Annotated in this window: 7 protein-coding genes; 4 read left to right on the top strand and 3 right to left on the bottom strand. The window is 67.1% G+C overall.

Annotated elements, in window-relative coordinates; genetic code table 11:
- Positions 1–21: 21 nt before the first annotated feature.
- Positions 22–822: an FkbM family methyltransferase gene (locus BDK92_RS24470; RefSeq protein WP_246017226.1), complete on the bottom strand. Its 801-nt coding sequence runs from the start codon at positions 820–822 to the stop codon at positions 22–24.
- Between the two features lie 81 nt (positions 823–903).
- Positions 904–2496 (bottom strand): alkaline phosphatase family protein, encoded by a 1593-nt coding sequence (locus BDK92_RS24465; RefSeq protein WP_246017224.1) that lies wholly within the window; start codon positions 2494–2496, stop codon positions 904–906.
- A gap of 832 nt (positions 2497–3328) precedes the next feature.
- Here BDK92_RS24465 and BDK92_RS24460 point away from each other — a divergent pair.
- Positions 3329–6631: a S8 family serine peptidase gene (locus tag BDK92_RS24460; protein ID WP_121158810.1), complete on the top strand. Its 3303-nt coding sequence runs from the start codon at positions 3329–3331 to the stop codon at positions 6629–6631.
- Between the two features lie 262 nt (positions 6632–6893).
- On the opposite strand, the gene BDK92_RS24455 is transcribed toward BDK92_RS24460, so the two are convergent.
- Complete coding sequence (locus tag BDK92_RS24455) at positions 6894–8108, bottom strand: low temperature requirement protein A (RefSeq protein ID WP_170208671.1); 1215 nt, start codon at positions 8106–8108, stop codon at positions 6894–6896.
- Positions 8109–8622: 514 nt separating this feature from the next.
- On the opposite strand from BDK92_RS24455, the gene BDK92_RS24450 reads away from it, so the two are divergent.
- The 3 genes from BDK92_RS24450 (at position 8623) to BDK92_RS24440 (ending at position 21827) form a co-directional block, all read left to right on the top strand.
- Complete coding sequence (locus BDK92_RS24450; RefSeq protein ID WP_121158808.1) at positions 8623–14865, top strand: protein kinase domain-containing protein; 6243 nt, start codon at positions 8623–8625, stop codon at positions 14863–14865.
- 84 nt (positions 14866–14949) lie between these two features.
- Entirely contained in the window at positions 14950–17919 is a 2970-nt protein-coding gene (locus tag BDK92_RS24445) for a DEAD/DEAH box helicase (RefSeq protein ID WP_121158807.1), read from the top strand.
- Complete coding sequence (locus tag BDK92_RS24440; RefSeq protein ID WP_121158806.1) at positions 17919–21827, top strand: Eco57I restriction-modification methylase domain-containing protein; 3909 nt, start codon at positions 17919–17921, stop codon at positions 21825–21827. The genes BDK92_RS24445 and BDK92_RS24440 overlap by 1 nt, the downstream gene beginning before the upstream one ends.
- The last annotated feature ends 109 nt before the right edge of the window (positions 21828–21936 follow it).

The following is a 21936-nucleotide window of genomic DNA, read 5'->3' as shown; positions in this document are numbered from 1 at the left end:
GGTGCCCCTGCTCGCGTCACGTCACACGGTTGCGTCACCGGCGCTGGCCAGGCGGGCGTAGACGTCGCCGGAGCGGCCCAGCGGGCGATACTGCTCGAGCAGCCGTACCAGTTCCGGCAGGTCGAGCCAGTGGTCGCTGGCGTACCGCATCGTCTCGACCGGCGAGTAGTTGTAGCGGTACCCGCCCGCCTGCGCGCCGAGCCGCTGCACCATGTCCAGTACGGCGAGGGCGGCGTCGTGCGCCGGTGGCAGGTACTCGAAGGAGAGCGCGCGCAGCGGCTGGCTGAGCCCGGCCAGCACGTCGGCCTCGAAACCCTCGACGTCGATTTTGCAGAAGGCCGGGGTGCCGTGGATCGCGATCAGATCGTCCAGGGTCGCCACCTGCACCTCGACCGAGCTGTCCCACTGCACCCGGGCGAAGCTGCGGTCAGCCGTGACGGACTCGATCCAGTCCGGCGACATCGAGGAGACCGTGGGTGTGGCGGTGGAGACGGCCAGGTTCGCCCGCCCGGTCCGGGCGCCGACCGCCTCGGGCACGATGACGACGTCCCGGTCCCGACGGAAGAGGAACCGCAGCACGCGGAGGCAGTCGGGCTGTGGCTCGACCGCGACCACCCGCGCGCCCAGCCGCCGCCAGATCCGGACCCGGCCCCCCACGTGGGCGCCGATGTCGAAGCCGATGTCGCCCGGTCCGAGGAACTCGCGGTAGAGCCGGAGCGCTCGCCGGTGCTTGCTCGGCTGACCGTGGTAGATGACCATGGATCGGGTCATGCCCCAGACTCGGCCGAGCGTGCGCTGCACGTGCCACCGATCGGATCTCACGGGTTGTCCTCTCGTCGCGGGGTGCGGGTTCATGGTCGGGGCGGGTGCGGACAACCGACCCGGGAAGATTCGGTCGGCTGGTCAGAACGCCTTCAGGAACTTGTCCCGGAAGGCGTCCATCGACCAGACCGGAGCCTTCGGGTCGGGGTTGAGCCCGTCCTGCCAGCCCCACCCGGAGATCCGTTCGAGCACCGCCGGGTCATGGGCGACGATCGTGATCGGTACGTCCCGACCGGCGCCCGCACCGGTCACCACCGGGGCGGGCTGGTGGTCTCCGAGGAAGACGAGCACGAGGTTGTCGTCACCGTACGTCTCCACGTAGGAGATCAGGGTGTTCAGTGAATACTCGATCGAACGTCGGTACTGGGTGCGGACCCGGCTCGAGTCGCCCCGCCCGGCATCGGCCACGTCCGCGCCCTTCGCCATCGGCCCGAAGATCGAACCGTCGCCGACGTCGTTCCAGTCGACGAGCTGCGGGATCGGTGTCCAGGGGGCATGGCTGGAGACGAGCGGGATCTCGGCCATCACCGGGGCACGATCCGGCTGCGCGCGTTCGAGGCGTTGGAAGGCGGAGAGCGTGTACTGATCTGGCATGGGGGCGAAGCTGAACTTCGGACCCTGGTAACCCAGGTCGTCGACGCCGTAGACCCGGTCGGAAGCGAAGAAGTCGGCCTCCGGCCACGCCTGGGTGAGGGCCGGCATGACCAGGGTGGTGCGCCAGCCCGCGCGCCGGAAGGTGCCGTTGAGGGTCAGCCGGTCACTGGTGACCAGGTTGTTGTAACGCTGCTGGTTGTCGGCCCAGACACCGGAGAGCAGCGTGGCGTGCGCCAGCCAACTCCCGCCGCCCGCCGTCGGCGAGGTGAGGAAGGCGCTGCGGGAGGCGAAGCCCGCGGCCCGCAATCGCCGGGTGCCCTCGTCCAGCACCGCGTCGACCTGCGGCGCCAGCTCCGGGTCCTCGATCGCCACGCGCCCGTAGCTCTCCACGAAGGAGATGATGACGTCCTTGCCACGCAGGCCGGTCAGCAACTGGTCGCCCGGGGTGTCGCGGAAGATGTCGTCGGCCGCCTGGGCGGCGAACACCTCCTCGTCCCGCAGGCCCGCGCGCACCTGCTGCGAGTGGTCGTAGGCGAGCATGGCCGCGCTGTCGGCAGCGATCGGCACCCCGGGGACGATGTGCGCGCCGAGCACGGCGCAGCTCACCCAGGCCATCGTGAGGACCACCACGGTACGGGTGGTCGTCTTCCGGTGCGCGACCACGACCCGGGCCAGCCGCAGGACCGACAGGATCGTCAGGACGAGTACGGCGACGACGAGGACCACCGCCCCGACGACGGCGCCGATCGCGCCGGCCCGTCCGATCGACTCGGTCAGGAAGTCCACACCGGCGGTGATGAAGGTCCAGTCGAGCACGGGGTCGAACGGTCGGGCGAGGACCATGAAGAACCCCATGTCGATGATCTTGAGTACGAGCAGCAGCCCGAGAACCGCCCCGACCACCGCCACGACCGGCCGCCGCACCCCGGCCGGCAGCCCGAGTACGAGGGCCGCTCCGAGCAGGGCCTCCAGCGGGATGCGTACGAACGCGCCCGGCGTGAAACGGTTGACGTCGTTCGGCGCGATCAGGGCGAAGAGCACGAACAGGAAACTCAGTACGGTGCCGACAGCCGTCGCCACCCGACGCTTCGTACTGCGGCCGGTCGCCGGATCGCCTGCCGGGTCATCCACCGCTTCCGTCCGGTCCTGCCTCGACAACCGACGAAAGCGGGCGAGAAGCGACATGTCACGGCCTTCCATGTGATGCGCGGTGCTGATCCGACTCGCGGTCGCACCGCGTCAGCCCGCGCGCGGTGTGCGTCGGTGGTGCGGTTTCTCCAGGATGGGCGGATACGACCCCCATCATGAGTACGCAGAACGCGGCCTGTCGGTTCGGTCGCCCCGGCACGAACCGGTTGGCGGCTGACGCGCCGCCCCGACGAGATCCCGCTCTCGACCACCACACCGCCCTCGGACATGCCACCGGGGCCGGCCGGTCCGTTGCTTCTCGCGCGGATCGGCGCTATCGCCGGGCCCGCCGCCCCGCACCACGAGCGTGGATCGTGAATTGCGCACTCTTCGATGGATGCGGTCGACCCGCGCGGCCATCCTGAATCGGAATTGCACCAGGCCGACTATCGCGACCACCTTTGCCCGAGAGCCCAATCAATCGTACAGCATCGATTTTCGGCAACCGGTTGCGCACCGTTACACCACTCTGGACACCCCCGAAGGTCGCATCCTGCGACGGGAGGCAGAACGCGTCGTCATCATGTTCGTAGCGTTATGAGCAGGCGTCCCCCTGGCAACGGGGAGAAAACAACAATTTGCGTACGCGGCTCCCAATGCTCTGGTGCGATCGACGGGACGCGTGGAACGATGCCCGCACCCCCCGGCGTAACTCGTCGATGTTCCTGGTGTACGCCAAACAACGATGAAGTTATGTATAGCTATTCCTTTCGAAAGGGAACCGATGCGACAACCAAAGTGGCTGCGAGGCGCACTCGCAGCCGCGCTGATTCCCCCGCTGGCGGTGGCCGGCTGGACCGGCTCGGCGTCGGCGGCGGACAGGTTCACCGCCACCCCCGTGCCGGTGACCGAGCGGGTGAGTGCCGAGAAGGCACCGACCAGCCGCATGGCCCAGACCGACCCGACGTTGCTCGACAGCACCTCGTCGGAGCGGATCCCGGTTCTGGTGAAGCTGGACTACGACTCGGTCGCCACCTACGGCGGTGGCGTCGCGGGCCTGGCCGCCACCAGCCCGGCCCAGACCGGTCAGAAGATCGGCCAGAGCAACGCCGAGAAGGCGTACGGGCGGTATGTCGCCGACCGTGAGCAGAAGTTCGTCACCGACCTGGCGAAGGCGGTTCCCGGCGCCCGGGTCGGCAACCGGCTGCGCACCGTGTACGGCGGCGTCGCCGCCACCGTACCGGCGAACAAGGTCCGTGACCTGTTGCGGGTCGACGGTGTGGTGGCGGTGCAGAAGGACGAGCTGCGTCAGCCGCTCACCGACTCCAGCGCCGATTTCATCGGAGCCCCCAGCACCTACCCGGCCCTCGGCGGCAAGAAGAACGCCGGTGCCGGCATCATCGTCGGCGTCATCGACACTGGCGCCTGGCCGGAGCACCCCTCCTTCGCCGACAACGGCAACCTGAACCCGGCGCCGGCGAAGCGTGACGGCACCGCCCGCGAGTGCGACTTCGGCGACAACCCGCTGACCCCGCAGACCGACGTCTTCGTCTGCAACAACAAGCTGATCGGCGGCGCCGCCTTCCTCGACACGTACCTCTCCGTCAACGACGACGAGAAGTACGTGACCGCGCGCGACAGCGGTGGACACGGTACGCACACCGCGTCCACGGCCGCCGGTGACGTCGTCGACTCGGCCAAGGTGCTCGGCGTGGAGCGCGGCCCGGTCCAGGGTGTGGCGCCCGGCGCGTGGGTCTCGGTCTACAAGGCCCTCGGTGCGGGCGGCGGGTTCGCCTCCGACCTGGCCGCGGCGATCAACCAGGCCGTCGTCGACGGGGTGGATGTCATCAACTACTCCATCTCGGGTGGCGGCAGCCCGTTCACCGACCCGGCCGAGCTGGCGTTCCTCGACGCGTACGCCGCGGGTGTGTTCGTGTCGGCGTCCGCCGGCAACAGCGGACCGGGCGCGGCCACCACGGACCACGTCGGACCGTGGGTCACCACCGTCGCGGCGTCGACCCAGACCCGCGAGTTCAACTCGACGCTGGTCCTGCACGGCGGCGACGACACGGTCACCCTGACGGGTGCCTCGATCACCGCCGGGGTCACCGCAGAGACCCCGGTCGTGCTGGCAGAGTCGCTCGCCGGTTACGGGTCGCTGTGCGACACCCCGGCGGCCCCGGGCGTCTTCACCGGCAAGATCGTCGCTTGCGAGCGGGGCGGGAACGCCCGGATCAACAAGGGGTACAACGTCGCGCAGGGCGGGGCGGCCGGCATGGTCCTCTACAACCCGACCCTGGCCGACATCGAGACCGACAACCACTGGTTGCCGGCGGTGCACCTGGCCGACGGTACGGAGTTCAAGGCGTTCATGACCGCGCACGCCACGGTCACCGGCACCTTCACCGCCGGGGTCAAGGCGAACGGGACGGCCGACGCGATGGCGGCGTTCTCGTCCCGTGGCCCGGGTGGCTTCGGCATCAAGCCGGACATCTCCGCGCCCGGCGTGCAGATCCTGGCCGGCATGACGCCGACCCCGGACACCGCCGACGAGGGCCCGGCCGGCGAGTACTACCAGGCGATCGCGGGCACCTCGATGTCCGCGCCGCACGTCGCCGGTTCGGCGGCGCTGCTCAAGGCGCTGCACCCGGGCTGGAGCCCGGGGCAGATCAAGTCGGCGATGATGACCACGGCCACCCAGGGCGTGGTCAAGGAGGACCTGAAGACCCCGGCCGACCCGTTCGACGTCGGCAGCGGTCGGATCGACCTCAAGAAGGCGCAGAAGCCCGGCCTGACCATTGACGAGACGGCCGCGCGGATGTTGGCGCTGGGCAACGACCCGGTCAACGCGGTGCACCTCAACCTGCCGTCGGTGAACGCCCCGGTCCTGCCGGGCAAACTCACCACGACCCGCACCGTGAAGAACGTGACCAGCGGCAGCCAGACGTACGCGGTGCACGTCAACGCTCCGACGAAGAGCAAGATCACGGTCACCCCGAACAGCTTCACGCTCGGGGCCGGCAAGTCGAAGACGCTCACCATCACCATCACGTCGACGGCGCCCACCGGTCAGTACTTCGGCCAGATCGTCCTTGACCCGGTGCAGTCCGACCTGCCGACCCTGCGGGTGCCGGTGGCGTTCGTGCCGCAGCAGACCGGCGTCAAGGTGACCAGCGACTGCCCGGACAAGCTCACGGTCGACCAGCGTGACACCTGCACGATCACGGCGACGAACGACTCGTTCGGCGACGCGGTGGCCGACTTCACGACCACCGTCAACGACAACCTGAAGATCGTCGGCGTGGACGGTGCGACGCAGAGCGGACCGCGTACGGCGACGAAGAACGGTGTCGCGCTCACCGGCGCGGTGCCTGGCGCACCGTCGCTGGCGCCCGGCACGACCGCCGGGTACATCCCGCTGTCCACCTTCGGCACCCCTGCCGTGTCGGTCGGGGACGAGGAATTCCTCAACTACGAGGTGCCGGAGTTCGTCTACGGCGGCAAGCCGTACACGAAGATCGGCGTCAACTCCAACGGTTACCTGGTTGTCGGTGGTGCCACCTCCGAGGACAACAACTGCTGCGAGCTGACGCCGGTGCCGGACCCGGTCCGCCCCAACAACGTGCTGGCGCCGTTCTGGACCGACCTGGACGGCACCGGCGCCGAGGGGATCCGCCACGAGCTCCTCAACGACGGGGTGGGCAACTGGCTGGTGGTCGAGTGGCAGGTCAACGTCTTCGGCACCAACTCCAACCGGCACTTCCAGGTCTGGATCGGGCTGAACGGGGAAGAGGACGTCGTCTTCGCGTACGACCCGTCGGCACTGCCGGCCGCACCGGGTGAGCAGCCGTTCATCGTCGGAGCCGAGAACGCCGACGGCTCCGGCGGCGAGCAGTTGCCGGTCGGCGTACTGCCGACCGAGGATCTGCGGATCACCAGCAGCGCGCAGACCCCCGGCGCCTCGGTGTCGTACACGGTGGACGTTGTCCCTGCCGAGGTCGGCAAGGGTGTGGTCACGACCGAGGTCGCGGGCGCGGCACTGCCCGGCGTGACCGTGGTCAAGTCGGAGGTACCGATCCGCCGCTAGACCGGGCGGGAAGAACCAACAGTTCAGCGACAACGTGCGCCGTGATCGGGATTCCGGTCACGGCGCACGGCTGTCTCGGGCATCGCCGAGGAGATCGCCCGGGCCGGCTGGGCAGCGGGGCCCCTGAAGGACGCGTTCCACGGACTCGACACGGCGCAGACCTTCGTCCTCTTCGCGGTGAACTGACGGCGGCGCTCCGGCGTCACGGAACCCGTCCGGGTCACCGACGACCGGGCCTCGACTGGTTCAGTGCCTCATTTGTTCAGTCGCCCGCCACCGGGCCCCGGTCCAGTTGGTCCGGGGCGCCGTGGTCGTTTTCCTCCGTAGAACTCGGGTCGGGGCGCCGGCCCGGCCGGCTCACCCCGGAGCCAGCCACCGCGTGGCGCCGGATTATCTCCTCTGTCACGCCGAGCCCGACCACCACCAGGATCAGCACCCCGAGTGCGGCCAACGCCGGCAGCAGGGCGCCCACCGGCAGCAGGGCCAGGCAGGTGACGCTCGCACCGACCCGCCGCCACGCGACCCCCCGACGGATTCGCCATCCGGCGTAGGCGAACGTGGCCAGGAAGAGGGCGGCACCGCCGAAAAACAGGCCCACCTCGCCGCCGGGCAACGGCTCCTCCGGCTGTCTCACCACACCGCCCAACCCGTCGGCGATTCCGATGATCGCCAGACTGAACAGCAGGTGCCCGTAGACCAGGATCGCCCGCCGCAGGCGCGCCTGGTCCTCGGCCCGCTCCAACGCCCGCCGGAATGCCGACACCCCGTACCCGAAGTACACCCACCAGAGCGCGCAGACCAGGCCGTACGCGGCGGCCATGGCAGTCACCCGTACGGCGGTCAACGGTTCGCCGACGGACACGGCACCGACCTCGATCACGGACTCACCGAACACGAGCATGATCAGGAGCCCATAACGGTGCGTGTAGTGCCGTGGCTGGACCCGGATCTTCCCCACCGTCCGGCGGGCCAACCGGGGACTCAACAGGTCGACACAGGCGGCGACCGCCCAGAGCACGATTCGGGGCGCCCCCTCCGTCAGGGCGCCGGCAAGCAGCAGTGGCCCGGTCACCAGGACCACCCCGTGCGGTCCGTGGAGAAAGCCCCACCAGACGGGCAAGCTACGAAACGTCACGACACCCAGCAGGATCCGGCCGGCCAGGGTGACAGAGACGAAGAGCAGACCACGGTCGCTGTACGCCTCGGGGATGGTCATTGCCAGCAGCAGACTGCCGAAGCCGAGCGCGAGGACCACGGCCCGCCCCGGCGACCTGCCGACGTCCTGCTGGTCGGTGTAGAGGACGACCCCGCCCCAGATCCAGTAGACGCTGATGAAGAGGATGAGGGTCTTGCCGAGCCCTGCCCACGTGTGTTCCTCGTGCAGCAGGTGGGAGAACTGGGTGAGGGCGAAGACGAAGGCCAGGTCGAAGAAGAGTTCTTCCCAGGTCACCGGCTTTTCCGCCGGCTGGCGTCCCACCGCCACACCATATCGGGGCACCGGCCGGGACGTAGCCGCTTCCGGCCGACTGGCCCCACTCGGCGGACGTGGTTGATGATCGCGCGGGGAGCGCACGGCGCCGTTGATCAATGCCTAGCGGGCGTTGACCGGCGGGGCCACGACATTGCGGCTTGCGGTCAGGGTGACCGGGATTGCCCGGGCGCCGACGGCCTCCAATGATGAATCGCAGGATCGACCTCGAGTACGAGCCATCTCGGTCGCTTAGAGTAATCGTGACTTGAATTTCCCGAATTCACTCAGTCAATCGCCGCGAGGTCGGCTCCCGGGCGACCCGAGCTCGTAGTCAGCGCCATCGGCTACTTGCCCAGATTTTCTGGCCTAACTCGGCCGAGGCCGGCCGGATCGCGGACGCCATTGCGCCATCCATCGATGTATTCTGGCAAAACGTGCCTCTGTCGACTTTGGACGTCCAGGCAGGATCTGCCAATGCTGGTCGGCCGTCTGGCCCAGCGAGTGCGAGCGAGGAGCTTCTGTGAACCCGGACTGGGTGGCGAGTCGGTTCCGTCTCCTGGGGGCGATCGGCAAGGGCAACATGGGAGAGGTCCACCGGGCCGAAGATACGCAGATTGCTGAGGGCTCTCCGGACCGCGTGGTCGCGGTAAAGCTGGTCCTGCGCAGCCGCTCTGGTGCGCTCATCGACTCTCGCGCCGATGACGACGCCGTCCAACGTTTCGCCCGCGAGGTCCGCATCACGCGCGGGCTCAACCATCCCAACCTCCCCCGCACCATCGCGGGCGGTGTGGACGACAACGGCCTTCCTTACCTCGCCATGGAACTGCTCGACGGGGAGACCCTGCGAGACCTGATCGCCGAATATCCACAGCTGCCTGTCTCCTGGGTGGCGGCCCTCGGCGCGCAGATCGCGGACGGCCTCTCCGACGCGCACCGCGTCGGTGTCATCCACCGCGATCTCAAACCGGCGAACGCGATGCTGCTGCGCGGCGGAGTGGTCAAGGTCCTCGACTTCGGGATGGGGCGGATCGTCGACGACATCGAGGCTGGCCGTCTGACCAGCACCGGGGTAACGGTCGGGACGGCCCGCTACATGGCGCCGGAGCAGTTCACCTCCTCGACGGTAACCCAGGCCGCCGACCTGTACGCGCTCGGTTGCGTGCTGTACGAGTTGCTGACCGGGGCTCCGCCCTTCGTCAGCGAGTCCGCCTATGAGCTCGGGGAGAAGCACCAGAAAGAGCCGGTGCCTCCGGTGCGGCTCCTCCGGCGCGACGTACCGAGCGATCTGGCTCGGCTCGTCGAACGGCTGCTCGCCAAGGACCCAGCCGATCGGCCCGCCGACGCGGTCGCGGTCCGGGAGGCGCTGCTGCCGCTTGCCCTCGGCGAGGCATCGGTCATCGGTTGGGAAGGTTTCGATCCGGTACGCCACCTGGCGGCCGTGCGGGCCGAGAACCGGGTCTCGGGACCTGGCACCGGGCCGGCGTACACCACCGAAGGCCGGTTAAGCGGCGCCAGCATGGATGTCTTCGGCGTACATCGCAAGCTCATCGAGGATTACCGCGCGTTCACCGAGGGCGGCACGGTGATCCGGGACGGGCGGATCGCCGCCTTCGTCGAGAACGCGCTGAACGCGAAATCGCAGTGGCCCGATCCGTGGGTGTCGCTGAACCCGTTCTTCGCCTCCGGTGGCAGTGTTTCCGAGCTCGCCGCCAGCGGGGTGCTGCACCCCGAGTGTGCCCGAATCTTCCAGGCGAAGAAGACCGAGGGCAGCTCTAAGTGCGACGGGCGTCCGCTCACCCTGCACCGTCACCAGCGTGAGGCGATCGACGTGGCGGCGTCGGGCGCTTCCTACGTGCTCACCACCGGCACCGGTTCAGGAAAGTCGCTCGCCTACATCGTGCCGATCGTCGATAAGGTGCTAAGGGACCGAGAGCGGCAGCCACGCACGGCCCGCAAGCGCGTACGCGCGATCATCGTCTATCCGATGAACGCGCTGGCCAACAGCCAGCTCAAGGAGCTCGACAAGTACCTGCGTGACGGCTACGGCGCCGGCCACGAGCCGGTCACCTACGCCCGGTACACGGGTCAGGAGGGCGACGAGCAGCGTCAGGAGATTCGGAGGAATCCACCGGACATCCTGCTCACCAACTACGTGATGTTGGAGCTGATGCTCACCCGTCCGGGTGACCGAAGCTCGCTGATCGAGATGGCGAAGGGGTTGGAGTTCCTCGTCTTCGACGAGCTGCACACCTACCGGGGCCGTCAGGGCGCGGACGTCGCCCTGCTCATCCGGCGAGTGCGCGAGGCCTGCCAGGCCGAAAGTCTTCAGTGCATCGGCACCTCCGCCACCATCTCCAGCGAGGGCAGCGCGAAGGACCAGCGGAAGGTGGTCGCCCGGGTCGCCAGCACCCTGTTCGGCACCGAGGTGGCCGAGGAGAACATCATCGGCGAAACGCTGGTCCGCGCCACCGACGAGGCGCCGGCGACAGTCCCGGCCGATCGGCTCCTGGCCCCGGACGCTCCGCGTGCCTACGCCGACCTGGTGAAGGACCCGCTGGCCCGGTGGATCGAAACCCACTTCGGCCTGACCTCGGACTCGACCGGGCAACTCGTACGGCAAAAACCCGCCAAGATCGAGGAAGCCGCCGCCGCACTGTCGCGGGATAGCGGGGTGCCCGAGGCCGACTGCGTCAAGGCGATCCGGGACACCCTGAAGGCCGGCTCGGAGGCGCGGAACCCGGTCACTGAGCGCCCGCTGTTCGCCTTCCGGCTGCACCAGTTCCTCTCCAAGGGCGACACAGTCTACGTCACCCTCGAAGACAAGCAGACCCGGTACCGAACCCGGGACTATCAGCTCGTCCAACCCGGCACTGACGGAAAGATCCTGCTGCCGTTGGCCTTCTGCCGGGAGTGCGGCCAGGAATACCTCACGGTGTGGCGTACGGAGAAGCACGGCAGTGTGTTCTTCGAGCCGCGCCGGGACACCAACGCGTCGGGCGGACGGGCCGGGGACGGCTACCTCTACATCGATTCCGACCGTCCCTGGCCGGATAACGCGCAACAGGCGATCGACAACCGCCGGCTGCCCGACTCCTGGCTGGAAGCCGACGAGCAGGGTAACGAGCTGGTCCGTGAGTCGTACCGGCCCCGGCTGCCGAAGGCGATCACCGTTGACCCGTACGGCTTCGAGGGACGTGGCGGGCTGAAGGCAGCCTTCATCCCCTCGCCGTTTCTGTTCTGCCTGCACTGCGGGGTGAGTTACGAGCAGACTCGGGGCCGGGACTTCGCCAAGTTGGCGACCCTAGACCAGGAGGGCCGCTCGTCGGCGACCTCGCTGGTCTCCGCCTCCATCGTCCGCTCGCTGAAGGAGGCGCCGGCCGAGGCGCTGGACAAGAAGGCCCGCAAGCTGCTGACCTTTGTCGATAACCGGCAGGACGCTTCGCTGCAGGCCGGTCACTTCAACGACTTCGTACAGGTCGTTCAGCTCCGGGGCGCGCTCTACCAGGCGGCGGTCAAGGCCGGCGAGACCGGCATCGCCCACGAGGACCTCGCCAAGGAGGTCTCCGAGGCGCTCAACCTGGAGATCGCCGACTATGTCAGCGCCCCGGACCCGACCCCCATGCTGGCCCGCAACGCGGCGAAGACGCTGCGGGACGTCATCGCGTTCCGGCTCTATCTGGACCTCGAACGCGGCTGGCGGGTCACCATGCCCAACCTGGAGCAGACTGGCCTGCTCCAGATCGACTACGCCGACCTCGACTGGCTCGCCGACCAGCAGGAACGGTGGACCGGCTGCCATCGGCTGCTACGTGAAGCCGAGGGCGGTCAGCGGGCCGAGATCATACGGACGCTGCTGGACGAGATGCGCCGGTCGCTGGCGATCGACGTGCAGCACTTCCGGGAGGATTTTGACACACTCCAGCGGGCCAGCGAGGAACGCCTGATCGATCCCTGGGGGCTCACCACCAGCGACAAACCCCGGGTCGGCACCGCGTACCCGCAGGGCTCGAAGCCCGGTCTGGACCGCTCCGGTCTGTTCCTGTCGGGGCGCGGCAAGTTCGGAAAATATCTGCGGCGGGTGCATTTCGGCTCGGCGCAGCCGACCGAGGAGAGCCAGCAGATCATCGCGGAGCTGCTAGAGGTGCTGGCCAAGGCGGGTTTCGTGGAGAAGGTCCAGGCTACCCCGCAGCGCGCGGGCCGGTTCGCCCGAGCGGCCGGCCCGGCCGTCACCGGCTACCGCGTATCGGCGGCCTGTCTGATCTGGCGGGCCGGGACCGGCGAGACCGGTGCCCATGACCCGCTTACCCGCACCTACGCCAGCGGCGACGGCCCACGGGTCAACGTCTTCTTCCGGGACCTGTACCGGAACGCGGCCGGCGCTCTCGGTGGCCTCGCCGCCCGCGAGCACACCGCGCAGGTCGCCCCCGAGGAGCGGGAGAAACGCGAGGAGGCGTTCCGCAAAGCGGAGCTTAAGCTGCTCTACTGCTCGCCGACGATGGAGCTGGGCGTCGACATCTCCGAGCTGAACGCGGTGATGATGCGCAACGTGCCGCCGACGCCGGCCAACTACGCGCAGCGCAGCGGTCGGGCCGGCCGGTCGGGACAACCCGCACTCGTCACCACCTACTGCGCCACCGGCAACAGCCACGACCAGTACTATTTCCGCCGCTCGGAGCGAATGGTCGCCGGGGCGGTCGCCCCACCCCGGCTCGACCTCGCGAACGAGGACCTGGTCCGCTCCCATGTGCAGGCCATCTGGCTCGCTGAAACCGGGCTCAAGCTGGGGCGTGCGATCCCCGACGTGATCGACATCAGCTATGCCGAGGACGCCCGTAAGCCCGACCCCAGGCTCGAACTGCTCGATCACGTCGAGGCGGCGTTGCGTGACACCGCTGCCCAACGACGGGCCGCGGTGGCCGCCCGGCAGGTCTTCGGCGGCCTGCTGACCGACTTCCGGGCCACCACCTGGTGGGACGAGCAGTGGATCGAGGACAAGGTCCGGACCGCGCCCGAGCGGTTCGGGGAGGCCTTCGACCGCTGGCGGGACCTGTTCAAGGCCGCCCTCGTCGACCAGGCCGAGCAGAACCGACGGGTGCTGGACCACACCCTCTCCGAGCGGGACCGTAAGCACGCGGTCGGCCGGCGGCGGGAGGCCGAGACGCAGCTCAACCTGCTCAAGAACGAGAGTGTGGACAGCAAGTCGGTGCTCTCGGACTTCAACCCGTACCGCTATCTGGCCAGTGAGGGTTTCCTGCCGGGTTATTCGTTCCCCCGGCTGCCGCTCGCCGCGTACATCCCGACCTCGGGGCGCCGGTTCGGCGAGGGTGACTACCTTCAGCGGCCCCGGTTCCTCGCGATCCGCGAGTTCGGGCCGGGCGCGCTGATCTACCACGAGGGGTCCCGCTACCAGGTCACCCGGATCCAGTTGCCGCCGGACTCCTCGGGCGAGGTGGTCACCACGGAGGCCACCCGGTGCAAGCGGTGTGGATACCACCACGACGTCCGGGACCGCGCCGACCGGTGTCAGATGTGCCACGAACCGCTGCCGGCCCCGACCCCCGGCATGTTGCAACTGCACACGGTCTACACCCAACGCCGGGAGCGGATCTCCTCGGACGAGGAGGAGCGGCGTCGTGCTGGCTTCCGGCTTGTCACCTCCTACCGCTTCCAGGACCACGGCGCCCGCCTCGGCCGGCAGGACGCGATCGTCATCGACGGCGCCGGCCAGCTCGCCACCCTGTCGTACGGCGACTCGGCGACCGTACGGATCACCAACATCGGCCGAGTGCGGGTCAAGCCCAAAGAGCCGGACGGTTTCTGGCTCGACCCGGCCGACGGGCGCTGGATGAACGAGCGGGATGCGGGTGAAGCGTCCGGCGACTCCAGTGAGATGCCGGTCGTGGACACCGCCGGCAACGAGAAGCGCCGTAAAAAGCGGGTCATCCCGTACGTCGAGGACCGGCGCAACATCCTGGTGCTGAAGCTAGACGAGCCGCTGTCGGAGCCGGTCGCGGTCTCCCTGATGTACGCGTTGGAGCGCGGCATCGAGGCCGCCTTCGAGTTGGAGGACTCGGAGCTGACCAGTGAGCTGCTGCCGCCGGTGGACGGCCCTCGGGACCGGATCCTGTTCACCGAGGCGGCCGAGGGCGGCGCCGGGGTGCTGCGGTTGATGCAGTCCGACCGGGGCGCGTTGGCCCGGGCCGCCGCCGAGGCGTTGGCGATCTGCCACTTCGACGCCGACGGCACCGACCGGGGCGGCCCGCACCCCGACCGTCCGTGTGCAAGAGGTTGCTACGAGTGCCTGCTCACCTATGGCAACCAGCTCAACCACGCGCTCATCGACCGGCACAAGGTCCGAAACCTGCTGCTGCGCTTCGCCGCCGGCAAGGCAAGGACGACCGGCGCGGGGGAATCCCGGACGGAGCAGTTGGCCCGACTGACCAGCCACTCGGACACCGCACTTGAGGCCAAGTTCATCACCTGGTTGAAGGAGCGCGGCCTGCGTCTGCCGGACGACGCCCAGGTCTTCCTGCCAGAGGCGCTGGCCCACCCGGACTTCGTCTTTCGGCTGCCCGGCGCCAATGTCGCGGTCTTCGTCGACGGGCCGGTCCACGAGTACGCCGCAATCACCGCGCGCGACCGTGAGGCGGAGGAGCGTCTGTACGACCGCGGCTGGGAGGTTGTCCGGTTCCCGCATGACGCCGACTGGTCGGCGATCGCGAAGCGGCACCCGACCTACTTTGGGACCGGCGTGAGCGGCTGACCTCCCGGTCGGCTGCCCCGGCACCCCCCTGTCCGGCGGCCGCACCGACGACACCCCTCCCCCTCGACAGGAAGCCCCCTCCTGATGACCACCCCGTACGCCGTTGGTTCCCTCGTCTCCGCCCGTGGCCGGGACTGGGTCGTGCTCCCGGAGAGCGCCGCCGACATGCTGGTGCTTCGTCCGCTCGGCGGGTCGGACGACGACATCGCCGCCGTCTTCCCGACCTTCGAGCAGGTGCGCAGCGCCGAGTTCGCACCCCCGTCCGCCAGCGACCTCGGTGACGCCCGCGCCGCTGGGCTGCTCCGCTCCGCGCTGCGGGTCGGTTTCCGCTCCGGCGCCGGCCCGTTCCGCTCCCTCGCCGGGATCGCCGTCGAGCCCCGTGCCTATCAGCTCGTTCCGCTGCTGATGGCGTTGCGGCAGCGGACCGTACGGATGTTGATCTCCGACGATGTCGGCATCGGCAAGACCGTCGAGGCCGGGCTGATCGCGTGTGAGCTGCTCGCCCAGGGCAGCGCCCGAGGGCTCGCCGTGCTGTGTGCGCCGGCCCTGGCCGAGCAGTGGCAGGAGGAGCTGCGGACGAAGTTCGGCATCGATGCCGAGCTGGTGCTCGCCTCCACGGTCTCCCGGCTGGAGCGCGGGTTGGATCTGGGCCAGTCACTGTTTGACAAGCACCCGTACGTGGTGGTCTCGACCGACTTCATCAAGTCGACCCGGCACCGCGACGACTTCGTCCGGCACTGCCCGGACCTGGTAATCGTGGACGAGGCGCACACCTGCGTTGCCGCCGACGACACCACCTCGACGCAGAACCAGCTCCGCTTTGAGCTGCTGCAACGGATCGCCGCCGACACCGAGCGGCACCTGCTGCTGGTGACCGCGACCCCGCACAGCGGCAAGGAGACTGCCTTCCGGAACCTGCTCGGCCTGATCCGGCCGGAGCTGGCCACGGTCGAGCTGGACTCGGAGGCGGGCCGGCGGCTGCTGGCCGCGCACTTCGTCCACCGCAGGCGGGCCGACGTGCGGCAATATCTCACCAAGGACGACGGGCTGGCCGACAACAGCCTCGCCGAGGAGACCGCTTTCCCGGCCGACCGGCTTTTCCGGGATGAGACGTACAAGCTTTCGCCGGAGTATCGGGCTCTGCTCGACGACGCGATCGCGTACGCCAGCGAGCGGGTGACCGCCGCGGACCGCAAGGGTCGGCGGGAGGCCCGGATTGCCTGGTGGTCGGCGATCGCGTTGCTGCGTTCGCTGGTCTCGTCGCCGCGCGCCGCCGCCCAGACGCTGCGGACCCGTTCGGCGGCGGCGACGGCCAACACCGCCGAGGAGGCCGACCGGCTCGGCGCCCCGTTGACCAGCGACTCCGCTGACAGCGACGCCCTGGAAGGGCTCGACGTGGCACCGGGCGCGGACACCGGCGAGGCCGGTGGTCCCGGCGGGGCCCCGACCCTGGTCGCCGGCAACCGGCTGGCCGAGCTGGCCGACCGAGCCGCGAAGCTGGAGGGCCCGGACGAGGACCGGAAGCTGCGGGAGCTGGTCAAGCACCTCAAGGAGCTACTCAAGGACGGCTATCACCCGATCGTCTTCTGCCGTTACATCCCGACCGCCGAATATGTCGCCGAGCACCTGGACGGCAAGCTGGGCAAGAAGACCGTGGTGCGGGCGGTCACCGGCACGCTCTCCCCGCAGCAGCGGCTGCAACGGATCGAGGAGCTGGCCGAGGCGGCTGGCGACGACCCGGCAGCCCGGCGGGTCCTGATCGCGACCGACTGTCTCTCCGAGGGCGTGAACCTCCAACATCATTTCGACGCCGTGGTCCACTACGACCTGGCCTGGAACCCGACCCGGCACGACCAGCGCGAGGGCCGGGTCGACCGGTACGGCCAGCGGCGCAACATCGTCCGGGTCATCACCCTCTACGGCGGCGACAACGGCATCGACGGCCTGGTCCTCGACGTCCTGATCCGCAAGCACCGGCAGATCCGCAAGGACCTCGGCGTCTCCGTCTCGGTCCCGGACGCGGCGTCGAGCGGGGTCACCAACGCGATCGTCGAATGGCTGCTGCTGCGGGGCCGGCAGGAGGCACAGGCGAGCCTCTTCGACGTCGCGGAGTACCGCGAGGTCGACAAGCGGGCCGCGAAGCTGGCAGCGGAGTGGCAGTCGGCGGCGGAGCGGGAGAAAACGTCCCGGTCCCGGTTTGCCCAGCGTTCCATCCACCCGGAGGAGGTCGCCCGGGAGGTCGCCGCGATCCGCGACACCCTGGGCCGGGCCGGTGAGATCAAAGATTTCGTACGCGAGTCGCTGGGGGCGCTCGGCGGGGTGCTGCGCGGCGATCCCGACAATGTCGGCGACTTCAGCGCGGACGTGAGCGGCACCCCGGCGGGGCTACGCGACGCGCTGGCGCCGGTGCTCGGCGGCGACGCCGTCGAGTTGGGCCGCCCGGTGCCGTTCCGGGCCACGGCAGCCGTCGCGCGCGGTGAGGCCGCACTCGTCCGGACCGATCCGGCGGTGGTGGCACTCGCCGGTTACGTGCTGAACGCCGCCTTGGACGACCAGGCCGCCGGCCCACGCCCGGCCCGCCGCTGTGGCGTGATCCGCACCCAGGCGGTATCGGGTCGTACGACGTTGCTGCTGGTCCGTTACCGCTTCCACCTGACCCTGCCGTCCCGAGCCGACACCCGGCAGCTCGTCGCCGAGGACGCCCGGCTGTTGGCCTTCCGGGGCTCCCCCGGCAACGCCGACTGGCTCTCCACCGAGGACGCGTTGGCGCTGCTCGAGGCGACCGCCGACGAGAACACCGACCCCACGTTCGGCGAACGGACCATGAGCCGGCTGCTCGACGCACTGCCCGAGGTCAACGGCCGGTTGGAGGCGTACGGCGAGGAGCTGGCCGCCGAACTGCTCGCCTCGCACCGCCGGGTCCGCAGCGCCGCCGGAGAGATCGTCCGAGGCGTCAACGTCACCGCGCAGCGGCCCGCCGACATCCTCGGCGCGTACGTCTACCTGCCGGTCTCCTCCACCCCCACCGTCGCCGCTGCCGGAGGCAACGCCTGATGTCCGCCATCGCCCGCAACCAGGTCTTTTCCGCCGTACACACGATCGGTGGGCTCATTCCCGCCGACATGCTGGTCCGGATCTCCGAGGGCCGGGACGTCAAGGGCTCCTCCCCCGCCGACTACCGGTTGGTCGGCACCCGGTCGGTGCGCGACGACGCCGAACGGCACTGGGACTATCTCAAGTCGGTCTGGGCCGACCTGCGGCAGAAGCTCCCGGTCGCCCAGGAGGCGGCAGCCCCGGCCGACCCGACCGGGCTCGCCGTCACGCAGTGGCTCGAACCCCTCTTCTCCGAGCTGGGCTTCGGCCGGCTGACCGAGATCGGGGCCCCCGGCATCACCGCCGACGACGGCGGCAAGACGTTCGCGATCAGTCACCGCTGGAATCACGTACCGCTGCATCTGATCCCTTGGAACGCGATCCTGGACAAGCGGTCCGGCGGTGCCGGGACGGTGCCGGCGCAGTCGCTGGTGCAGGAGTGCCTGAACCGCTCCGAGTCGCACCTGTGGGCCGTGCTCACCAACGGCCGCCAGCTTCGGCTGCTGCGCGACTCCAGCGCGCTCGCGACCGCCGCGTACGTCGAATTCGACCTGGAAGCGATCTTCGACGGCGAACTGTTCAGCGAGTTCGTCCTGCTCTACCGCCTGCTGCACGTCTCCCGCTTCGACGTGGCCGAAGGCACCGCCCCGTCGACCTGCTGGCTGGAGAAGTGGCGCACGGAAGCAATTCAGACAGGCATCCGGGCGCTTAAGCAGATTCGTATTGGAGTTCAGGAAGCTATCGCGTTGCTCGCGACGGGATTCTTGCAGCATCCAGCCAACGATCGCCTTCGAAAGGACTTAGATACAGACGCGCTACAACACGCGCTACTACGCTTCGTCTATCGCTTACTCTTCGTCTTCGTGGCCGAGGACCGTGGCATTCTGCACCCCCCAAGCACCGACGCGAAGATCGCACAACGATATGCGCAATATGCGTCGACCGCTCGACTACGGCAGGTCGCACGGCGACGAAGAGGCAGTCAACATACGGACCTATATCTGGCCCTGAGACTTGTTCTGGACAGCTTGGGGAGGAACGAGGGGCGGGCAGAACTAGGACTTCCGGCTCTCGGTGGCATATTTGAGGAAACCGACGCAGACCGACCACTGGACGGCCTTTCACTTTCGAACCAGGCTCTTCTGTCTGCTATCCGACAGATATCTCAAATAAGAGACACGAACTCAAATCGCTACCGCGCAATAGACTACCAACATTTAGGTGCAGATGAACTTGGATCAATTTATGAGTTTTTACTTGAACTCCGCCTAATTTCATCTGCCAACAAGCGTGCCGCTCAGATGGTTGAAGTCGGTGGCAATGCACGGAAAACTACAGGTTCTTTCTACACCCACTCCGCGATCATCGAGTGCCTACTCGATTCCGCGCTCGACCCCGTACTAAACGACGCCGTGGAGCGAGGCCTTAGGCGGGCCGATTTGTCGGCAAACGCTAACCAAACGGCCTTCATTATCGAGGAACTCCTGGGAGTGACGGTTTGTGATCCCGCCTGTGGATCGGGTCATTTTCTCGTCGCCGCCGCTCGCCGCATCGCGAAGCGGCTCGCGGCAATTCGGGAAAGTAGTCCAGAACCGACCGCGGAAGCCCTGCGTGGAGCAATGGGGGAAGTGGTAACTCACTGCATATACGGCGTAGACAAGAATCCAATGGCGGTCGAGCTAGCCAAGGTGTCTTTATGGCTGGAGGCGCTGGAGCCGGGCAAACCATTGGGCTTTCTCGATGCTCACATCAAACAGGGAAATGCGCTCGTTGGAGCAACGCCCGCCCTCCTTTCTCGGGGAATCCCCACAGTTGCATTCACCTCAATCGAGGGTGACGACGAATACTTCGCCACCGACCTAAAAAGCATCAACAAAAGGGAACACGAAGGCCGCGTGACCCTTTTTCTGTCCGATACCAGGCGCGAAATTCCAATCTCTAATGCAACTTTCGCAGACGAATTACACAGCATCACCACCCGCAGGGCCGAAACTTTGAGAGACGTACGGGCACAAGCCGCAGCGTTCCACAGGTTGCAGAACACCCAAACGTTCTTACATGCCGTTCACGTAGCCGACGCCTGGTGCTCCTCTTTCTTTTGGGAGAAGACGAAGGATGCTCCACGTCCGGTGACACAAGAGATCTTTCGAGCTCTAACGACCCAAGACGGTGATGGAATTCCGAAGGAAACACGCCAAAAGATCATGGAACTAGCTGACAGATACAGCTTTTTCCACTGGCACCTCGAATTTCCCGAAATATTCCGGGTGTCTTCTGATGACGAGAAGGCAGATTCCCCTGGATGGACAGGCGGCTTTTCATGCCTACTAGGAAATCCCCCCTGGGACACCTTAAGCCCAGACGAAAAGGAATTCTTTTCTACTTACGACCCGAACTTCCGAGGCCTGAAAAAGGATGAGCGCCAAGCAGCCGTCGCCCGACTTACGCAAAGCCCGGCAATCCAGGAACGGTGGCAGACGTCACGACGTGACATCTATGCCTTGGTCCACTTCATCAAGCGGAGCGAGCGCTATCGCCTATTTTCTCAGGGCAACCTAGGTAAGGGCGACTTCAACGTTTATCGAATGTTCGTGGAGACCGCCCTCGCCCTGACCGGTCCAGACGGTACAGTTGCACAGGTCACGCCGTCGGGCATCTATAACGGCGCCAACGCGCAGGCGATCCGAGCTGAGCTCTTCAACCGTTGGGAGCTAAAGCTCATGTTGGGCTTTATCAACAAAGGTGAAGAGTGGTTTGACGGAGCCGATAGCACCATGCGCTTCGGTGCTTATTCAGCACGTCGGGCGGGCAGCACAACGGAATTCTCCGTCGGATTCCAGCTCAAGGACCCCGGTGACCTAGCTGCCGCGCTGGAGAACCCGCCTCGACTCTTGGTTGAAACCGTACGTAGCCAATCGGAGGAGGCACTGGCGATCAGTGACACTATCGGAGGAGATGATGCCGAGATCACTGATCACCTATATCGCCAATGGCCGGCCTTCGCGATAATTTCGGATGATTACCCACGTCGCGCATACCAAACAGAGATTCACATGGGAAATGACCGTGATCGGTATACAGACGAGGAACCAGGTCTCCCTCTCTACGAAGGAAGGATGGTAGCACAGTATGATCATCGAGCAAAGGCCTACGTCTCCGGCAGAGGCCGGTCCGCAGTCTGGGATGAACTGGAGTTTGGCTCCGCGAAGAAAGCCATAGCACCACAGTGGGTAGTGCCGACACGAAACATCCCGAACAAGGTCAAGGATCGCATCAATCGATTCCGTTTAGGTTTCTGTGATGTCACCTCGCCCCGAAATGAGCGATCACTAGTAGCGACCTTAATCCCACCTCAAGTAATCTGCGGCCATTCGGTTCCAACGATCACCTTCGAGGAAGAGTTCGAATGGTCGTATCTCCTCTGGCTAGGTGCGGCGAATTCACTATGCCTCGATTTCCTCGCTCGCAAAAAGGTATCGCTGCATATTCAGCTGGGCGTGCTCGATAGTCTTCCCTTCCCACGCCTTCACCCGGGCAACCCGATTGTCGACCGCCTTGCTCCACTCACCCTTCGCCTCACATGCACCGGCCCAGAAATGACTCCCTTTTGGAACAGGATGGCTCAGTTCAATTGGGTGCCCCCCGTGCCGGAGGGACAAATTTCACCCGAAGCACTCATTGACGACAACGCCCGAGCCGAAGCGCAAGCAGCCATTGACGCCATACTTGCTAAGCACGTGTTCAAGGTCAGTCGCACTCAGTTAGCACACATTCTTACGACGTTTCCTACACTCGAACGTAAGGAAAACCGCAAATTTGGCACCTACCGAACTCGGGACCTCGTCCTGAACGCGTTCGACAAAGCATGACGCAATATACGAAAGGCTGCCGTTACATCTGGCAAGCAAACGCTTGACCTCGTCAATCTGATGATGGACCAGTTCAACCGAAGGCAGCAGCGGTTGCTATTCGGAGATC

This window comes from Micromonospora pisi (assembly GCF_003633685.1).
GTDB lineage: Bacteria > Actinomycetota > Actinomycetes > Mycobacteriales > Micromonosporaceae > Micromonospora_G > Micromonospora_G pisi.
The sequence above is the reverse complement of the archived record's forward strand: the minus strand, read 5'-3'. Positions and strand labels throughout refer to the sequence as shown.